This is a genomic window from uncultured Microbulbifer sp., assembly GCF_947504145.1.
In the GTDB taxonomy this organism is placed as follows: domain Bacteria; phylum Pseudomonadota; class Gammaproteobacteria; order Pseudomonadales; family Cellvibrionaceae; genus Microbulbifer.
The window spans coordinates 880,339-897,192 of sequence record NZ_CANNGQ010000002.1 but is presented as its reverse complement, the minus strand read 5'-3'; the positions used below and the strand labels follow the sequence as shown (position 1 = coordinate 897,192).

The window sequence follows — 16,854 nt, the reverse complement described above, 5'->3', positions numbered from 1 at the left end:
GACGTTACGGTTTCCATTTTCGGTATTGCTTCAGCACTTTATAAGGCTGTTCGGTATACCAGGCATAACCCTGTCGGCGCTCTTCCGATACGTCATCCACGTCGAAATACACGGCGCCATCGCGGTCACCGAAAACGGGGCGGTCGCTGTCGATATCGTAAAACCGTGCCCACAGCGGGTCGGCACCCTGTTCAGGCACCAATGACGGAAGCCTGCCACCGCGACGGTATCGCAGCCCATCGATCCGGTGCGATTCAAACCAGGCAATCGCATTTTCGATGGACTCCTGAATCGACGTGGGCGGGTGCTCCAGCGTCATCAGGAACAACACCAGATCGGCACTCTCACTGGTGGCCAGGGCCACCGGCTCAAAAGCGCGGGCAGCAGCTGGCTCAAAAGTATCCGCATGGTGCTGGGCACCCCAAATGGCCGGCTTGCCGTTCACTTCTACCTGAGTAGCCGCCACCATCTTCAACGCTCGCTGCAGACTGCTCACGGAGAGTTCACGCAAATCGTCCGACACAAAAGCCAGCCGCGGATCGTCAGTGGCAGCCGCGGCGACGATGGTCAACAGGCTGGTAATGGCGGTGTCGTTGTAAGTGATGTAATCGTGATACCTGCCCCGCAGCGGAAAGGTCTGCGGCCAGCCGCCATTGGGGTACTGGGCGATCAGAATGTACTTGAGTGCGCGGGCGGCAGAATCGCAGTAGCGGGCTTCATCCAGCGCATTACAGGCATTCACCATCACCCAGAACTGGGTACTGGTGGCGAGGTTATCGAAGGTGGGAACGTAGTTCTTCTCCACACCGAACAGGTACCCCTTCTCGCGCGGCACCCCCATATCCGTGCGTTTAGACCAGCCGCCAGACGGGGTCTGGAAGCTGAGCAGATTCTCCGCAATCTGGCGCCCTTCCGGTGTGGCAAAGAAGGCGCTGTCCGTTGCCGCCTTTTCTGCATCGAAGCCGAAGCCCTTGGCCTTTTTCGGCTTGAGTGGCTCGTCCAGGCCCGCCAGCTGGGCTTCGGCCTTGATCACAGCCTGGTCGATTTTGTCGAGCCGCTCGGAGATGGCCCGGTATTCGTCCATGTTGCTGGCCGGCTGCAGCTGGTCCAGAGGGCTGGGTCTGGCACTACAACCGAAGACGGAAATGGTCATCAGGGTTCCCGCTACCAGAGCCGGGACCAGACGGAGAGAAAACTTCATACGGTTGCTCGCTACAGGATTCTGTCAGACAGAACCTCATTATTTGGTAAGGCCAAACGATGGTAGCAAATGCCACCGGCCGAAGAAACTATCCCGGCACACAGGCACAAAAAAGCCGGGGATTACCCGGCTTGAAGGATGCGTTGGTCGGCGGCCAGTCAGATCAGGCGGCCGCGCCCGCCAGCTGCGCTGCCTTGGCCCGGCGCTTGACGCGGGCGTTGCGGCGTTTCTCGCGGCGCTGGTACCAGATGTAGATACCGGTGATGGACAGCAGCAGCGGTGCCAAGCCAATCACACACCAGAGGATCTTGCTCACCAGACCGGCAAAGTTGCCAAAGTGCAGGCGGCGATAGCTGTCGACAATCACTGCGCCCAGGGAGGCGTCGCGAATATCGTAACTGAGCATATGCTCGCCACTCTGCGCGTTGTAGGTAATGTTGCTAGCGTATTCGCTGGTCAGCGGATTGTCGGGATGCACATCCCCCCAGAAAGTGAGGTTTTTACCCGGCTCCCAGGGGAATGAGATGTACGTGGTCTCGAAATTCTGGATACGCTTGCCGGTATCGTCCATCAACCCCTGCAGGTTGAGGTCATCACTGTACAGCCGCTCGGCCATTTTGTAGTGCTCATGACCGTCCGCGTGCTCTTCCATCTCATGGGCGAAATGCGTGATGTTCCACCAGGCCCCGGTGAAACCGAGAATCAGCAAAACCGGTGCACCGATGATGCCGGTCATTTTATGCAGATCCGAAAAGTACACGATCATCCGCGCATTCCAGCGCAGGGTGAAAAAGTTCTTCCAGAATTTGCGGTACAGAATAAACCCCGTGATCCCCAACAGGCACAGCAGGATTGAGAAAATACTGCTGATCAGCATGCCCCAGTCATCCAGCAGCAGCGTGAAATGCAGCTCAAGTAGCCAGTCGGTGAGATGGTGGGTCAGTCCCATGGGCGGGCGCAGCGGCTCACCGGTGTACTGGTCCAGCAGCGCATAGGTCCATTCGTCGGTGCCGTGCTGCATGGTGTATACCAGGTCTGCACGATCTTTGTCCTGAAACAGTGCCCAGCCAACCACTTCATAATCCGGGAAGTTGCTGTGTACCGAGGCTTCCAGCACATCCAGGCCAAGACGCTCGCGGCCACCGGATTCTACCCGCACCTTGTCCGCCAGCAGCATGGAATCGATCTCGTGCTTGAACACGAGAATACTGCCGGTGATACAGATCACCAGAAGTGGAACAAAGGCCACCAGGGCCATCCAGCTGTGCAGTTTGAACAGGGTTTTATTCATGGTTCTTTTGATGGTTTATAAAACACAAACGGGGCAACGGTGGTTTGGCCCGTCGCCCCATGAGACTTCCCTAAATATCGTCGCTATAGCTTACCGTATCAGTAGCGCCAGTTGACCGAAGCGCTGAAGTTGCGCGGTGCGGCGTAGAAACCCTGATCCCAGTAGAGGCTGCTGATGTACTTCTCGTCGGTGAGGTTTTCTCCATTGAGGGAAACGCTCAGTTGCTCGGTCAACTTGTAGTTGGCGAACAGTTGCACGGTGGCGTAGGCCTCCTGCTCGATGGTATGACCTGCAGCATGGGTACGGGAAATATCGTCCTGCCAGTTGAGCCCACCACCAAATTTCAGGCTATCCACAAATGGCGGACGGTAACTGGCGTACAGACGCACAGTCTGGGCCGGGATAAAGTCGCGATTCAGGCCATTACCCGCCTTGTTCTCGATATCTACCTTGGCGTAACTGAATTCCATATGCAGGCCTTCAACCGGCTCGCCGCTGACGGTCAGATCGTAGCCGTTGCTGTCGTAGTCGCGGCCTTCGTAGAAATCGATCATGACCTGATCGTTTTCTGGATCCGGGATCTGGCCGGCGAATTCCGCCACGTTGTTCTGCTGGGTTTGGTAGTACGCCAGGGTGGCCATCAGTTTGCCACCCAGGAACTGCGCTTTCACACCCAACTCATCGTTCACACCTTCGGTGGGATCGATAAAAGTCAGGTCTTCCGCCAGATCATCTTGGGCGCGGAAGGTTTCGGTGTGGCTGGCGTACAGGGAGTAGTTGTCGGTTACCCGGTACACCACGCCGGCGTAGGGCAGCACAATGTTGTCGACCTTGGTGACCTTGGTGGTGCCGTAGCCTTCACCTTCGGCCTCCCAGTTTGCCACCCGGGCACCACCTACAAGGCTCACGGCGTCGGTGAGGCGGAAGCGGGTTGCGGCAAAAATTGCACTCTGCTCTTCATCAAAGTCACTGCCGGTGAGACCGTCGGTGAATACGGGTTTCACCGGCGTCTGGCCGTTCCACTCGGTGAAGTCACCGACCCACGGGAAACCGTTGGTGTAGTCGTACAGGGAAACTTCGGCGGTGGAACCCTTGGACCAGTTGTAGCCGAACAATGCATCGTGCTCGCGGCCCAGCAGCTGGTAGGTACCGGATACACGCAGATCGAACACGTCTTGCTTAGCATCCATGGTGTAAGCGCTGGCGTAACCAATCAGGCCTTCATCGGTTGCAGCATCCGGCAGGCTGTACATGTAGAACAGTTCGCTTTCGCCTTCGATATCCGCCGTGCTGTAGTACCCTTTCAGGTCCCAGCCGTTGCTGAATTCATGCTTCAATTCGGCGAAGACTTCGCGCTCAATATTGTCCCAGTAGGCCCAGTCGGCGGAGGTAGTGGCGGAGCTATCGTAATCGGTGGCAGAGCCATCGGAATACACCAGAGGCAGCGCCCCCCACAGAGGGCTGTCCGCCAGGCTCGCCTGATAGCTACCCCCCAGGGTCAGCTGGGTGGAAGCACCGAGATCTTTTTCCAGCGCTCCGTAGACCACGGATTTGTCCATGGCGTAGTGATCCAGGTAAGACTCATTGTCTTCTTTGGTCATCACCAGGCGACCACGCAGGCCATCGGTGAGGGTACCGGCAACGTCGCTCTCAAGCCGCAAGCTGTTCCAGGACCCAGCAATCGCACTGAAGGACATTTGTAAGTCGTCGGTGGGACGCTTGCGCACCATATTCACGGTGGCAGACGGGTTGCCGGCGCCACTCATCAGGCCGTTGGCACCGCGCACTACTTCAATGCGCTCGTAGACGGAGGTATCGGTCTCGCCGCTGCGGTTGCCATAGGTCGACGGCAAGCCAACGCCGTCAACCTGAAAGTTGGCCACATCGAAGCCGCGAGAAGAGTAATAGGTACGGTCGGTTTCCACGCTCTCAACCTGAATTCCCGGCACCGCGAGCAGCGCGTCATTCAAGTTGTACAGGTTGAAATCTTCGAGCTGGGCGCTGCCGATAGCGGAGACAGACTGTGGCGTATCCATGATGGACAGGCCCATGCCGGTGGCGGTATCCAGGTCTTCCAACAGGTAGGAGTCCACCTGCTCCCCCACTACCTCGACGTTCTCGAGTTTTTCAGACTTTTTCGCTTCAGCGGCGATGGCCCCATTGGCAGCGGTAAGAGCAACGGCCAGCACCGAGCCGGCAAACAGACGTTGGTTGGATGGCATTCTTAAGTCCCCAGGAACTACCCCTTGAATTTGGTACGGGAGTCTAGAGAAGAGGTCTTGATAATGCAATAGATTCTCATTTAGATTTTGCTGAAGTTGCGTCTGTGGTGGCTCCAACGCAGGTGTCATCAAATTGCCACCAGACACCCCTACTCTCGCCCTCTTTGACCGGTAAACGAGGGAAGCGTGACGACCAATCGCAAGAGCCTGCGCTGGATACTCCTGCACAGTGGCGCCGGGCTTGCGGTGATCTGTAGCCTGCTGACCGGCCTGCGTATCGCCAGCCTCGCGCGCCCGCAGGTTGCCCGGTTTGAAGAGCTGCTGCCCCAGGGGCAGGTGATCGAGCTGCACTTTGCCAGCGCGGTGGCGATCACCCTGATCGTACTGATCTATATTGCGTATCGCCTGATTGGCGGACGAAGAGCCGCAGGCCACGCCCAGGTATTGCAATGGCCCGGCTGGCACCGCGCGATTATCCGCGCGGGCTACCCGCTGCTGCTGTTGTCACTGGTCAGCGGCTGGTTGCTGTTTGCCGGCGGTGCTAGGGGCGTGCGGGATCTGCATTATCTGGCCGCCTTCGGCGTCCTTGTATACCTGGCCTTGCACGCCGGACTGTATCTGGCCCGCTGGGGCCGTCAGTCACTGCTTCGCATTGCCCTTCCTTATTGGGGCCCGCGCTCCCTGCGGCGATGGATGGTTGGCAGCACACTGCTGGTGTTTTCCGTCTTGCTGTTCACCGGCGTGTGGAGTGCCACCCGCGAACAGAGCCACCTGCCGCTTACGGTCACACATATTCCCCTGCTCCACCCAGAACACCCGCCGATGGCAATCGACGGCCGCACCGATGAACCCCAGTGGCAAGGGGCAGCCCCCATCACCGTATATACGGATGGCGGTGCGAACTTTGATGAGGGAGAAACCGAGGTCACCTTGCGTGCACTCAGCAATGGCGAGGAGTTTTATCTTGCTGTCCGCTGGCGAGACGACACCGAGAGCCTGGCACACCTGCCACTAATGAAAACCGAGCGGGGCTGGCAGGTACAACAGCAGGGGTTTCACAACTTCGATGAAACCCGCCACTACGAAGACAAGTTTGCGGTGCTGCTTTCTTCCAGCTGCACATTCGGCGCCGCCGGCACCACACACCTGGGCCGCAAGCCGCTGAAAGATCGCCCGGCCAACTGGCACGGCAAGGGCTACCACTACAGCAGCAACGGGCAACTGCACGACCTGTGGCACTGGAAAGCGGTGCGCACCAACGACATGTTTTTGGCAGATGACAATTTTATTGGCCCACCGGATCAGGCGCGCCCCGGAGAGCGCCGTTACACCGCCGGTTACCAGCAGGACGGCAAGGAGTCCGGGGCCTATGTGATGAACTGGCAGTGGTACAAACCCGGTGTCATCCTCCCCAAGCGTCTGCCCCCGGATCCAAAGCAACTGGCCGCGCTACAAAGCGCCGGCGGAGATGCGTCCGAGTGGGTAATCCCCTGGTTCGATTACAAACCCTATTCCCCGAAACAGGATGCGAACTACCCGGAAGGCACGGTGATGCCCTCGGTGATCTACAACTCCAACCGCTTCGAGGGCGACCGCGCCGACGTGCGTGCCCGCGGCTACTGGCAAGACGGATACTGGCACCTGGAGCTGGCGCGCAAGCTGGTTACCGGTTCTCCACTCGACGTGCCCATTAACGATGGCACCTGCCTTTGGGTTTCCGCATTTGATCGTGCCCAGGTGGCTCATACCCGTCACACCCGCGCCATTCGTCTGAACTTCGCACCGGAAAATTCCCGATGAAAATCTGGCAACGGGCGTTTATGTTAACCGTAGTACCTGCGGCGACAGCACTTGCGGCGCTCCTGCACCAACCGGATTTTCCACAGCCCACGCCACACCATTTCACCAAAATTGATTACAACGGCAATCCCCTGCCCCACTGGTCCGGACCCTGGGCGTGTGTTTGCGACCAGCGCACCGGGCTGCTGTGGGAAGTGAAAACCGACAGTGAAACGATTCACGATGGGTTGTGGACGTATTCCTGGTACCAAGAAAACGATGGCGAGTTCGTTGCCGCCTCATCAAACCCCGGTACTCCCACCAACGGCCTCGGGCGGGACACTTTCAACATAGGCACGCCGAATAACGGCGACTGCTATTTCGAAGACGAGCGCTGCGATACCGCCGACCTGATCCGACGTACACGAAAGGAACAGCTGTGTGGTGAACAGAACTGGCGCCTGCCGACTACGGGTGAATTGCACTCTCTGGTATTCACCGATGCCAAGGCCGGCCAGCCAAAAATCGATACCGCTTATTTTCCAAAAACCAAACGCGGCGACTACTGGACCTCGGAGCAGGGAGAATCATTACAAAAGGTTTACAAACATCTGCGCCGGGGCGCACTGGCCGTCAGTTTTGTGGATGGGCAATCCATCACAATTCCGCACCGCAATGCCGCCTTTGTGCGTCTCGTGACTGAGAATTCAAAAAGCTGTCACTAATCCACCGCACACTTTCCCACGCTGTATTTTCCTTCGCCCAAACCATAATCCTCAATCAGGAAAACCCATGAAACAGTTTCTGGGAAGTAACCATTTTCGCCTGGCCGGCTCCGCAAGCCTGCTGATGGCCTTGTGCGCGGCAGACGCTGGCGCCGCCACCAAGCACCACCGTCTGGTATGGGATACCGATGGCCGCAACAGTGCCGTGATCGGATTTTCTCCCGATGGCAGCAGTTCCAATCCTTACGTGAGCTACGGTTATTCCACCAATGAAGGCAGCTGGAGCAGCGCCGGGGTGGATGCGAGCTACACGTTTGATGGCAGCATCAACAGCAGTTTTGTGCGGCTGGAAAACCTGTCCGCAGACTCGGACGTTTTCTTTCGCGTATGCGACCAGGATGGCTGTGGTGACCGCTTCTGGTTCAAAACCGCGCCCGCAGACAACTCACCGTTTGTGGTAATCGCCGGCGGCGATACCCGCACCGGCCACACCAACCGCCGCCAGGGTAATCAACTACTGGCAAAAATCCGCCCGCTCGCGGTGATGCACGGCGGTGACTTTACCGATGCCAACAGCGCCTCGCAGATGGCGGCGTATCTCGACGATTGGGAGCTCACCTATTCCAATGACCAGATCGACGGCTTGAGCTACAAGCGCATTTACCCGTTGATCCCCACCCACGGCAACCACGAAGACGACAACTACTCCACCCTGTGTCAGGTCTTCGGTGCCGACTTCAATAACGACGGTAACTGCAACCCCAGCGATACCTACGGCGCAGTTCAGGTATCGCCGCTACTGCGTGTGTACACACTGAACAGCCAATTCAAAAATAGCGGCTGGTCCTCCTATGCCACAGCCATGAACAACTGGCTGCAGAGCGATCTCGCCAGCTACGGCGGCAGCGCCCAGTGGCGTTTTGCCCAGTACCACAAGCCGATGTTTCCGCACTACACCGGAAAATCCGAAAACACCATTCTGCACACCTGGTGGGCCCAGGACTTTTACGACTACGGTATGAACCTGGTGGTGGAGTCAGACACGCACATGACCAAACTCACCCAAGCAGTTGAACCCAGCGGCAACGGATTCACCACCGCATCCAACGGCGGCACCGTATATGTGGGCGAAGGCAGCTGGGGCGCTCCGGCCCGCTCGGCCAATGACCCCAAATCCTGGACCATTGACCTGGCCAGTATTCAGCAGTTCAAAGTGATTCAGGTCAGCCCCAGTACTCTGACCGTGCGCACCGCGCAGTTCAATACTTCTGCCGCTACCCTGACCCGCGCCGACCGCGCCGCCGACCCACTGGCGCTACCGGCCAACGTAAACTGGTGGAGCGCCAATCAGGTGGGCGAAGCCATGACGCTCACCCGCAACGGCAGCAACCGCAGTGTCATCAGTGGTGGCTCAAGCTCTTCAAGTAGTTCGTCAAGCAGCTCGTCCGGCGGCTCGTCCAGTGGCGGTTCCGGTAATCCAACCATCGCACTCGCCGCCAGCGACGATGTTTTTGTAACCGCGAACCAGACCGGCACCAACTACGACGGCAGCAACGAGGGTCTTCTGGCAGACGGCGCCGATACCAGTTACGGGCAGATGATGACCCTGCTGAAGTTCGATCTGGACGACGTGGCCAGCTGCGGCAATTTCAGCAATGTCACCCTGGAAGTGAACGTCACCAACTATTCCAACAGCAGCTACGGCGTGTTTTTGGCCGGCAGCAACTGGCAGGAAGAATCCGCAACCTGGGGCAATATCGGTGGCAGCGGTATTCAGGGAAGCCAATTGGCAAGCTTCACTCCATCAAGCACCGGCCTTCGTCAGATCAGTCTTCCCAGCAGTGCGGTGGACAGCTGGTTGAGCAACGGCAATAGCGGCCTGGTAATCGCTTCACTCGGCGGCAGTGACGGCGTGGACATGAGCTCCAAGGAAACCGGCAGCACGCCGGTACTTTACGTGGATGCGGATTGCGGTGGCAGTTCTTCCAGCAGCTCGTCGTCCAGTAGCTCTTCTGGCGCGGGTAGCTCTTCCGGCTCCAGCAGTAGCCAGCAAATGATACAGGCGGCTTCCGACGATGTGTTTGTGGGCTCCGGGCAGAGTGGCAGCAACTTTGATGGCGACAGCGACGGCCTGCTGGCAGACGGCAGTGACCGACAGTACGGCGAGCTGTACACCCTGGTAAAATTTGATATAAGCGGCACCGAGAACTGCAGCAATTTCTCTGAAGCCACACTGGAACTGAATGTCACCAACCGCTCCGGCAATACGTTCGGGTTCTACCAGGCAAGCGCCAACTGGCAGGAAGGCAGTGCCACCTGGAACAGCGTGGGTGGCAGTGCCATTCTCGGCAACCAGCTCGCCACTTTTGTACCCAACGGCACCGGCACTTATCAGGTGGATCTGCTGCCTTCCGGTATTGTGGAAACCTGGTTGAGTGGCAGCAATACCGGATTGGTGATTGCCGCGAACAGCGGCAGCAACGGTGTGGATATGACCTCCAAGGAAACCGGGCAAGGACCGCTGTTGCGACTGGAAGCCAGCTGCGGCAACTAAGTTTCAACCTGGATCAGCTACAAAAAAAAGGGCTTCCACTGGAAGCCCTTTTTTATTGCCCTTGTTTAAGCAATCAGTCCGCTTCTTTCAAGGTGCGATCAAAAAAGTCCTTCATCATCTGGTGCCAGTGCTTGCGGGTTTCCTTGCCGCGCAGGCTGTGCTTTTTGCCCGGGTAGGTCATCAGCTCAAACTGCTGGCCGTTGTCCTGCAGCTGTTTGATCAGTTTGGTGGTATTGGTAAACAGCACATTGTCGTCCGCCATCCCGTGATAAATCAGCAACGGGCCTTTCAGGTCTTTGGCGTAGGGGAATACCGAGGCGGCCTCGTAGGCTTCCGGCACTTCATTTGGGTTGCCCATGTAGCGCTCGGTATAATGGGTATCGTACAAACCCCAGTCGGTGACCGGCGCACCGGAAATACCCGCCTTGAAATAATCACCGGCCTTGAACATGTTCATCAATGCCATATAGCCGCCGTAGCTGTGTCCATAGACACCGATACGCTCGGGGTCGACAAATGGCAGGGTACGCAGGAATCTCACCCCGGCAACCTGATCGTCCACTTCCACACTGCCCATTTTTTTGAAAATGGGGTCTTCAAACTTTTTGCCGCGATTCGCGGAGCCGCGGTTGTCCAGAGTAAACACCACGTAACCCTGCTGGGCCATAAACTGATTGAATGGCCTGTCCCAGCTGTTGGTGACCAGCTGTACGTGCGGGCCACCGTACAGAAACACCATCGTGGGGTAGGTTTTCTTTGGATCAAAGCCCGCCGGTTTGTACATGCGGTAGTAGAGGGTGTGCCCCTCTGGCGCTTGGATCTGACCAAACTCCGGTTCAATCCAGTCACTCATATAGGGATAGAGCGGGTGTCCTTTCTCTACCTTGTTTTCCTGCAGCCAGGTTACGCGCTTTCCATCCACACCGTGCAGGCTGACCTGCGCCGGTGTAGCTGGATTGGAATAGGTATCGATATACCCGGAGGCATCGTCGGCGAACTCGATGCTGTGCATACCCGCGCGGGAAGAAACCTTTTCAATCTTGCCGCTGCCTATCAGGTCGGTGACATACAGGTGGCGCTCCAGCGGAGTGTCTTTACGCCCGGAGAAATAAACCTTGCCGGATTTTTCATCCAGCGCCTCCAGCTCATCAATGGCCCAGTCGCCGCTGGTCAGTTGTGCCAGCTGTTTGCCGTTGAAATCGTACAGGTACAGATGCTTGAAGCCATCCTTTTCGGACGCCCAAATAAAGCGGTCGCTGTCTTTCAGAAAACGCAGGTCGTGGAATAGATTCACCCAGGTATCGCTGGCTTCCGTGAATGCGGTACCGGTCTTGCCACTGGGGATATCCACAAACCGTAGTTCCAGTTCGCTCTGACTGCGGTTTTGCCATTGGTAGGACAGCAGGTTGTCTCGTGCCCACTTCACTCGCGGAATGTAGATATCTTCGTGCTTACCCAAATCCAGCCACTGAGTTTTTCCGCTGGCCAGGTCGAGTACACCCAGTTTTATTTTCACGTTGGGCCGGCCGGCAGCAGGGTAGCGCTGCTTGATCATATCGATGCGGTCCGCATAGATCTCACTGCGGGTCACTTCATCCACCGGGCTCTCATCCACCTGCAGGAATGCGATGCGCTTTTCATCCGGCGACCACCAGTAGCCGGTCATGCGGTCCATTTCTTCCTGGGCGACGAACTCGGCCATGCCGTTCTTGATTGGGCCTTTGCCATCGGAGGTGAGTTGGCGCTCCCTACCGGTTTTCAGGTCCACGACAAAAATATTCTGGTCGCGAATAAAGGAAACAAAATGTCCTTTGGGAGACACACGCACATCGGTCTCGAAGGCTTCCGTTTCGGTCAGGCGTTTGGGGGCAGCCTTGGCTACGTCGTAGTAGAAAACATCACCGGCAAGGGGGAACAAGAGGGATCCCCCATCTTTCGACCAGCTGTACTCCATGATGCCGCTGCCGAAAATCCGCTGGCGCTCGCGACGGGCCTTTTCCTCATCGGAAAGCTGTTCTTCACCCACGTGGAGCTTGTCGGAGTCCACCAGCATACGGGTCTCGCCATCACTCAGACGGTACTCCCACAGATCGTAGCGGTTGTAGTCTTCTGTGCGGCCCTTGAGAAACGTCACACGGCTCCCGTCCGGCGAGTACTGCAACGCGCGGGGGCTGGTACCACTCAGAGCGGGATCGGAGAATATTCGGTCGATGGTCAGCTGCTCTGCAGAGCAAAATCCGGCAAAACCGGCGGCAATCAGGGATAGGGCTAGACGCTTCATAACTACTTCGACTACTAGGGTATGGATGCCGTGAAAATGACACAAATTCAGAAAAATTTGTAGTGTGTCATGGCAACAATTCCGTATGGCCACCGTCCATGATCCCGGCACCACCGCAGGCCTTATTCATCGCTCTGACTCTCTCCGGCGAAGGAATTTTCTTTGACGCCGCGGGAATGCGGTGAATTACCGCCGTCAGCACTAACCGCTGCTTTCGTATCTTCCCCGGCTTCCATTCCCTTGTGCACTGCAGTATCGGACAGCAGCCGGACATCGGCCGCGGTTGGCTTACCATTTTTTGCTTCGCCGAAATACAGAGTCTGATGGGGAAACGGAATCTCGATATTGCGCTCGTCAAAGGCCAATTTAATACGGCGATTGAATTCGCGACCCACAAACCATTTTTCATGAGCGCGAGTGCGAGTGCGCGCCTTGATGACCACTGCGCTATCGTCAAACCGGTCTACCCCCAGCACTTCGAGCGGCTCCAAAATGTGCTGACCAAACTCCTCGCTGTCGCGCAGCTCACGGTCGATATCCAGCAGGCAACGGACCACCTCATCGGTGTTTTCCCGGTAGGCAATACCCACTTCCAGCATGTAATAACTGAAGTCCTTGGTGAGGTTATCCACAATACTGATTTCACTGAAGGGCACCGTGTGCACCGTACCATCCAGAGACCGCATCTCCACTTTGCGCAGAGTGATTTTTTCCACCACGCCGGTACGCCCACCCACCGTCACTACGTCGTCCACCTGCAGCAGATCCTCTATCAGGATGGTAAACCCGGTCAGAAAATCTTTGACCAGCGTCTGCGCACCAAAGCCAATCGCAATACCCAGTACACCGGCACCAGCCAGAAGCGGCATGACATCCACGCCAATCTCTGACAGCACCACGAGTAGCGACAACGCCGAGAGAAAGAACAGTAGAGCATTGCGCACCAGCGGAATCAATGTACGAACTCGCGCGGTTACCGCACCCTTGTTTTTGCAGGTGTAGTGCTCGATGGCGCCATTGAGCATTTCCCAGATACTGCTGAAGACCAGAATGACCAGCAGTATCGAGAAGACGACCTCCGCTGCATTGACCAGACTGTCATCATCAATCACAACACCAAAGGTACGGTTGAAAACCAGAGAGAGTGTATACAGCGCAAGCAGCCCGGCGACGGCATAGCCCGCAAGAATTTGCAGCTGAAAATAACTGGAGAAGCGCCGCTGATTCAGCCCCAGCGCGTGCCGCACCCGGCTGAATTTGCGATCAAAGTTTCGCGCAAGCCGACCGTTAAGCCACACAAAAACCCCGATCAGGATCAGTGCGCCGGCCGTAACAATCAACTTTCCGGCACTATTTGCACTAATGCCCATGCTATCCAGCAGCTCACCGTATTTATCCACAAGCCGGCTTGCAGTTTCCTCCGGCAATATTGCATCGGCGATTGCCAGTGGATTTCCCGCTTCGCCATCCGGTTCGTTGGCGGACTGAAGCGCCTTCAGGCCCTTCAGGTTTTCCACAAATTTTTCGCGCTTCCCCTGATCCTCCAGCGTCTGAATCAGTCCATCGATTTCATCCGCCGTCATTTCCGGCATTTGCTCGGACGAGGTGCCGGAGGTGCCCTTCATAGCGTCGCTCACCCCAGATGTCTGCGCCATCGCACTGCTGAAATACATTACGAGCAATAGCAGACCTGCTACGTGAATACTTTTCGAAACCTTAGCCAACAATCTCACTCCTGTTACCTCGCCCGGCGCACAGAGCTCTACACGACGGATCTATCGATATTTTGTTCGATACAAAATCATTTCAACAAAGGGAGAGGTGCAAGTGAAATGCCAACTTACTCGCACCTCAACCGTGGGAGCAAACTGGCGCAAACAGGGACGGGAAAAGCTAGGAATGCGAGGAAAAAACCAGAATTAGAAATAACAGCGTGCAACGAAAACACGAACCCCGCTGTATTACCCGTACACCTGCGAGTAAATATTTCAAACCACCCTGAAATTGTTTCCGGCAGAGAAGCCGACCAACCTCTGGTTAAGACGCTTAAATTACGCGAGGACCAGGTTTCACGGGGCCTGTAAAAGCTTGGCATGGTGTTTGCGACAAATCTATCAACACAGAGTCTATCAACACGCAGAACAGTACCGTATTCACACAACGATACTCATACAGTACAGGGAGACAGCATTATGCTCGGATGGTCGATCGCCTTTCTCATTGTTGCGCTGATTGCGGCATTTTTCGGATTTACCGGTATTGCCAGTGCATCTGCCGGCATCGCCAAGATCATCTTCTTCATCTTTATCGTCTTGTGGCTAATCGCACTGCTGGTAAATGCGATTCGCGGCCGAGGACCCAGGCCATAACCGAACCGCTTTATTTATCACATTCAACTTTCACAGTCTGATACCACAATCAAACACCACAATCGTGTTCATCAACCGAGGAGAAAAACGATGAAATTTTTCAATAAAGCAATGTATCTTGCGATAGCCATTACCGCTGCTATGGGCCTCGCCGCATGCAGTGAAGAGAAGAGCGCGGAGTCCATTGGTGAGACCATCGACGACACCATAACCGACACTGGAAATGCGATCGAGGATGCTTGCGAGGACGTCAAGGAAGGGGCAAATGCCAAAGATACTGACTGCTAATCCGCGCTGCAGCCAAGAGTGAAATCAGTAGTACGCCAGTAAATAGGGAGCGCATTGCACTCCCTATTTACTGGCCGTATCGGCTTCCGACAAATCCCCCTCCTCTGTCGCCGCCTTTTCGTATTTATCCAGTTTGTTGTACAGGGTTTTCACACTGATCCCAAGCTGCTCGGCAGTTTCCGTTTTATTGCCGTCATTCTGTTCCAGCGTACCTTCAATCGCCGCCTGCTCCAGTACATCCAGGGGAATACCGGCAGGCACACCGGACATTGCACTGCCCTCGCTTACACCCGTCTCGACTTCGCCGAGGATAATATGCTGGGGCTCGATCACACTTTCCGCAAGAATAAAGGCGCGCTCGACACAATACTTGAGTTCACGCACATTGCCGGGCCAAGGGTGGCTTTGCAGCTGCTTGACCGCAGCCGCACTCAGCGCCTTGGACGCACCTTCTTCACTGTTGCGATACACCAGAAAATGTTGCGCCAGACCGACAATGTCGCCTTCCCGATCCCGCAGCGGTGGGACACGCACGGGAAACTGGGCCAGGCGGAAATACAAGTCTTCACGGAAGATGCCGTCGCTGACCGCAACCTCGGGCTCCCGATTAGTGGCAGACACAATCCGGACATTGGTGGTGCGCAGCTGGCTGGCCCCCAGCGGGCGATACTCCCCGGTTTCCAACACGCGCAGCAATTTAACCTGATGCTCCAGTGACATCTCCGTCACTTCGTCGAGAAACAGGGTGCCCCCCTCCGCCTGGGCAAAAAGCCCCTCGTGTGATTTGTGCGCACCGGTAAACGCGCCTTTCACATGACCAAACAGTTCGCTCTCTACCAGCTCGGGGCTCAGGGCGCCACAGTTGACCGCCACGAAGGGCGCGAGCGCCCGGTCACTGGCCTGATGCAGGGTATTGGCAACCAGTTCCTTGCCGACCCCGCTCTCACCGACCACAAGCACATTTGCGTCGGACGCCGCCACCTTGCGCAAGGTGCGGTACAGTTTACGCATGGGACGAGACGAGCCCACCAGCAGACCGTACTGGTCCAGCTGGCTGCTTACGGGAACATCTTTGGTTTCTTGCTCGACGTCCAGCTCCGCAGCAACTTCGACCACGGCTTCACAAATATCTTCAGCAGTGTATGGCTGGCGAAAGTGGAAGCCCCCCGAACGGGAGGTGGCAGCGTCCAGGGACTCATTGGGTGTGCCGTCGCTGAGGAAAAGGTACTCACACTCTGCCAGCACCGGGGACTGCGCCAGCGGCTGCAGGGTGTCACTGCTGCAGCCTGCCGTGTCTACCACCGCGAATTCATAAGAGCGGGTCAGCAGTGACTCCAACCACCCCTCATCATCGCTCAGATCATCCACCGAAAGCGAACTGACTAGCTCGTCGAGCACTCGCTCCCGGATGACGGAATCCTTGATTCTCAGAAATACACGACTCCGACTCATACTCAGTTCCTTCAATAGCCAACTCGTAATCAACGCCAGAACGCTCGGCCTGACTGGCACAAGGATTGAAACTGACTGGCACAAAGATTGAATTGTATCACTATGTAAACGCGAATGTTCCCGCACTCTCAGCAGCCGTTGAGCGACCGGGAAGTGAACCGGAGGTAAAGATGACCAGTCAAAAATCCATGAATCGCGACGTTCCGCCGCAGCTCTCATCCGGAATTCACCAAAAACTGGAGGAGATTCGCCACGCCAGCCTGTACGCGACCAGGTTCTACGGTTCCCGGCTCTGCCTGCGATTGGACTATCCTCTGCGCCATTGTTTCCATAACCTGAAAAAATTACACGGCAACCTGAAAAATGTACTTTCCATAGAGCTGGGTAAGGGGCACCCACGGCAACAGGGGAAAAACCGAAACCCTGATTCGGAAGCGGCAGAGATCGCGCTGCGTTACCAGTCGCTGTCTCTATTGACCCCATATCCAGGGCCGGACCTGATCGACTATGTGGTTGCCACCGAGCACCGGCAAAAGCGCTTGCAGACTGGCCTGCTTGAAGAACTGGACGACGCGCCACTGAAAATTGCCATCTCCGCGCAGACCGCCATGCTACAAGTTACGATCGACCGAATGAGCACACTGATAAAGCGAGAAAGCCACCAGAAATAATTTTGGCACGGCGGTTGCAAC

At 56.5% G+C, this 16,854-nt stretch carries 12 protein-coding genes; 6 read left to right on the top strand and 6 right to left on the bottom strand.

The features are described from left to right. Positions 1-4: 4 nt before the first annotated feature. The 3 genes from pelA to Q1A74_RS10350 all read right to left on the bottom strand — a co-directional run bounded on the left by pelA (position 5) and on the right by Q1A74_RS10350 (position 4,714). Entirely contained in the window at positions 5-1,201 is a 1,197-nt protein-coding gene (gene pelA / locus Q1A74_RS10360) for a pectate lyase (protein WP_299595432.1), read from the bottom strand. A gap of 163 nt (positions 1,202-1,364) precedes the next feature. Beyond that, a complete protein-coding gene (locus Q1A74_RS10355; RefSeq protein ID WP_299595430.1) occupies positions 1,365-2,492 on the bottom strand; it encodes a PepSY domain-containing protein in 1,128 nt (375 codons plus the stop codon). 98 nt (positions 2,493-2,590) lie between these two features. After that, positions 2,591-4,714 (bottom strand): TonB-dependent siderophore receptor, encoded by a 2,124-nt coding sequence (locus tag Q1A74_RS10350; protein WP_299595428.1) that lies wholly within the window; start codon positions 4,712-4,714, stop codon positions 2,591-2,593. A gap of 186 nt (positions 4,715-4,900) precedes the next feature. On the opposite strand from Q1A74_RS10350, the gene Q1A74_RS10345 reads away from it, so the two are divergent. From Q1A74_RS10345 to Q1A74_RS10335, 3 genes are all read left to right on the top strand, one after another. Continuing rightward, positions 4,901-6,514 carry an ethylbenzene dehydrogenase-related protein gene (locus Q1A74_RS10345; protein WP_299595426.1) on the top strand — a complete coding sequence of 538 codons (1,614 nt, stop codon included), beginning with the start codon at positions 4,901-4,903 and terminating at the stop codon, positions 6,512-6,514. Continuing rightward, complete coding sequence (locus Q1A74_RS10340) at positions 6,511-7,218, top strand: DUF1566 domain-containing protein (RefSeq protein WP_299595424.1); 708 nt, start codon at positions 6,511-6,513, stop codon at positions 7,216-7,218. The genes Q1A74_RS10345 and Q1A74_RS10340 overlap by 4 nt, the downstream gene beginning before the upstream one ends. 67 nt (positions 7,219-7,285) lie before the next feature. After that, entirely contained in the window at positions 7,286-9,772 is a 2,487-nt protein-coding gene (locus Q1A74_RS10335) for a DNRLRE domain-containing protein (RefSeq protein ID WP_299595422.1), read from the top strand. A 73-nt stretch (positions 9,773-9,845) separates the two neighbouring features. Here Q1A74_RS10335 and Q1A74_RS10330 read toward each other — a convergent pair whose 3' ends face one another. Both Q1A74_RS10330 and Q1A74_RS10325 read right to left on the bottom strand, forming a co-directional pair. Beyond that, positions 9,846-12,053, bottom strand: coding sequence for a S9 family peptidase (locus Q1A74_RS10330; protein WP_299595420.1), 2,208 nt, complete (start codon positions 12,051-12,053; stop codon positions 9,846-9,848). A 122-nt stretch (positions 12,054-12,175) separates the two neighbouring features. Next, entirely contained in the window at positions 12,176-13,780 is a 1,605-nt protein-coding gene (locus Q1A74_RS10325; protein ID WP_299595418.1) for a mechanosensitive ion channel family protein, read from the bottom strand. Between the two features lie 465 nt (positions 13,781-14,245). Between Q1A74_RS10325 and Q1A74_RS10320 the strand changes: the two genes are divergently transcribed. Both Q1A74_RS10320 and Q1A74_RS10315 read left to right on the top strand, forming a co-directional pair. After that, a complete protein-coding gene (locus Q1A74_RS10320; protein WP_299595416.1) occupies positions 14,246-14,422 on the top strand; it encodes a DUF1328 domain-containing protein in 177 nt (58 codons plus the stop codon). Positions 14,423-14,512: 90 nt separating this feature from the next. After that, on the top strand, positions 14,513-14,710 hold the full coding sequence (locus tag Q1A74_RS10315; RefSeq protein WP_299595414.1) for a hypothetical protein: 198 nt from the start codon (positions 14,513-14,515) through the stop codon (positions 14,708-14,710). Positions 14,711-14,773: 63 nt separating this feature from the next. On the opposite strand, the gene Q1A74_RS10310 is transcribed toward Q1A74_RS10315, so the two are convergent. Continuing rightward, positions 14,774-16,162, bottom strand: coding sequence for a sigma-54-dependent Fis family transcriptional regulator (locus Q1A74_RS10310; RefSeq protein WP_299595412.1), 1,389 nt, complete (start codon positions 16,160-16,162; stop codon positions 14,774-14,776). A 170-nt stretch (positions 16,163-16,332) separates the two neighbouring features. Between Q1A74_RS10310 and Q1A74_RS10305 the strand changes: the two genes are divergently transcribed. Then, positions 16,333-16,833: a hypothetical protein gene (locus Q1A74_RS10305; RefSeq protein ID WP_299595410.1), complete on the top strand. Its 501-nt coding sequence runs from the start codon at positions 16,333-16,335 to the stop codon at positions 16,831-16,833. The last annotated feature ends 21 nt before the right edge of the window (positions 16,834-16,854 follow it).

Excerpts from the sequence above, each read along its gene's own strand:
- pelA (WP_299595432.1), bottom strand. The coding sequence starts at position 1,201 with ATGAAGTTTTCTCTCCGTCTGGTCCCGGCTCTGGTAGCGGGAACCCTG.
- Q1A74_RS10355 (WP_299595430.1), bottom strand. The coding sequence starts at position 2,492 with ATGAATAAAACCCTGTTCAAACTGCACAGCTGGATGGCCCTGGTGGCC.
- Q1A74_RS10350 (WP_299595428.1), bottom strand. The coding sequence starts at position 4,714 with ATGCCATCCAACCAACGTCTGTTTGCCGGCTCGGTGCTGGCCGTTGCT.
- Q1A74_RS10340 (WP_299595424.1), top strand. The coding sequence starts at position 6,511 with ATGAAAATCTGGCAACGGGCGTTTATGTTAACCGTAGTACCTGCGGCG.
- Q1A74_RS10335 (WP_299595422.1), top strand. The coding sequence starts at position 7,286 with ATGAAACAGTTTCTGGGAAGTAACCATTTTCGCCTGGCCGGCTCCGCA.
- Q1A74_RS10330 (WP_299595420.1), bottom strand. The coding sequence starts at position 12,053 with ATGAAGCGTCTAGCCCTATCCCTGATTGCCGCCGGTTTTGCCGGATTT.
- Q1A74_RS10320 (WP_299595416.1), top strand. The coding sequence starts at position 14,246 with ATGCTCGGATGGTCGATCGCCTTTCTCATTGTTGCGCTGATTGCGGCA.
- Q1A74_RS10315 (WP_299595414.1), top strand. The coding sequence starts at position 14,513 with ATGAAATTTTTCAATAAAGCAATGTATCTTGCGATAGCCATTACCGCT.
- Q1A74_RS10310 (WP_299595412.1), bottom strand. The coding sequence starts at position 16,162 with ATGAGTCGGAGTCGTGTATTTCTGAGAATCAAGGATTCCGTCATCCGG.
- Q1A74_RS10305 (WP_299595410.1), top strand. The coding sequence starts at position 16,333 with ATGACCAGTCAAAAATCCATGAATCGCGACGTTCCGCCGCAGCTCTCA.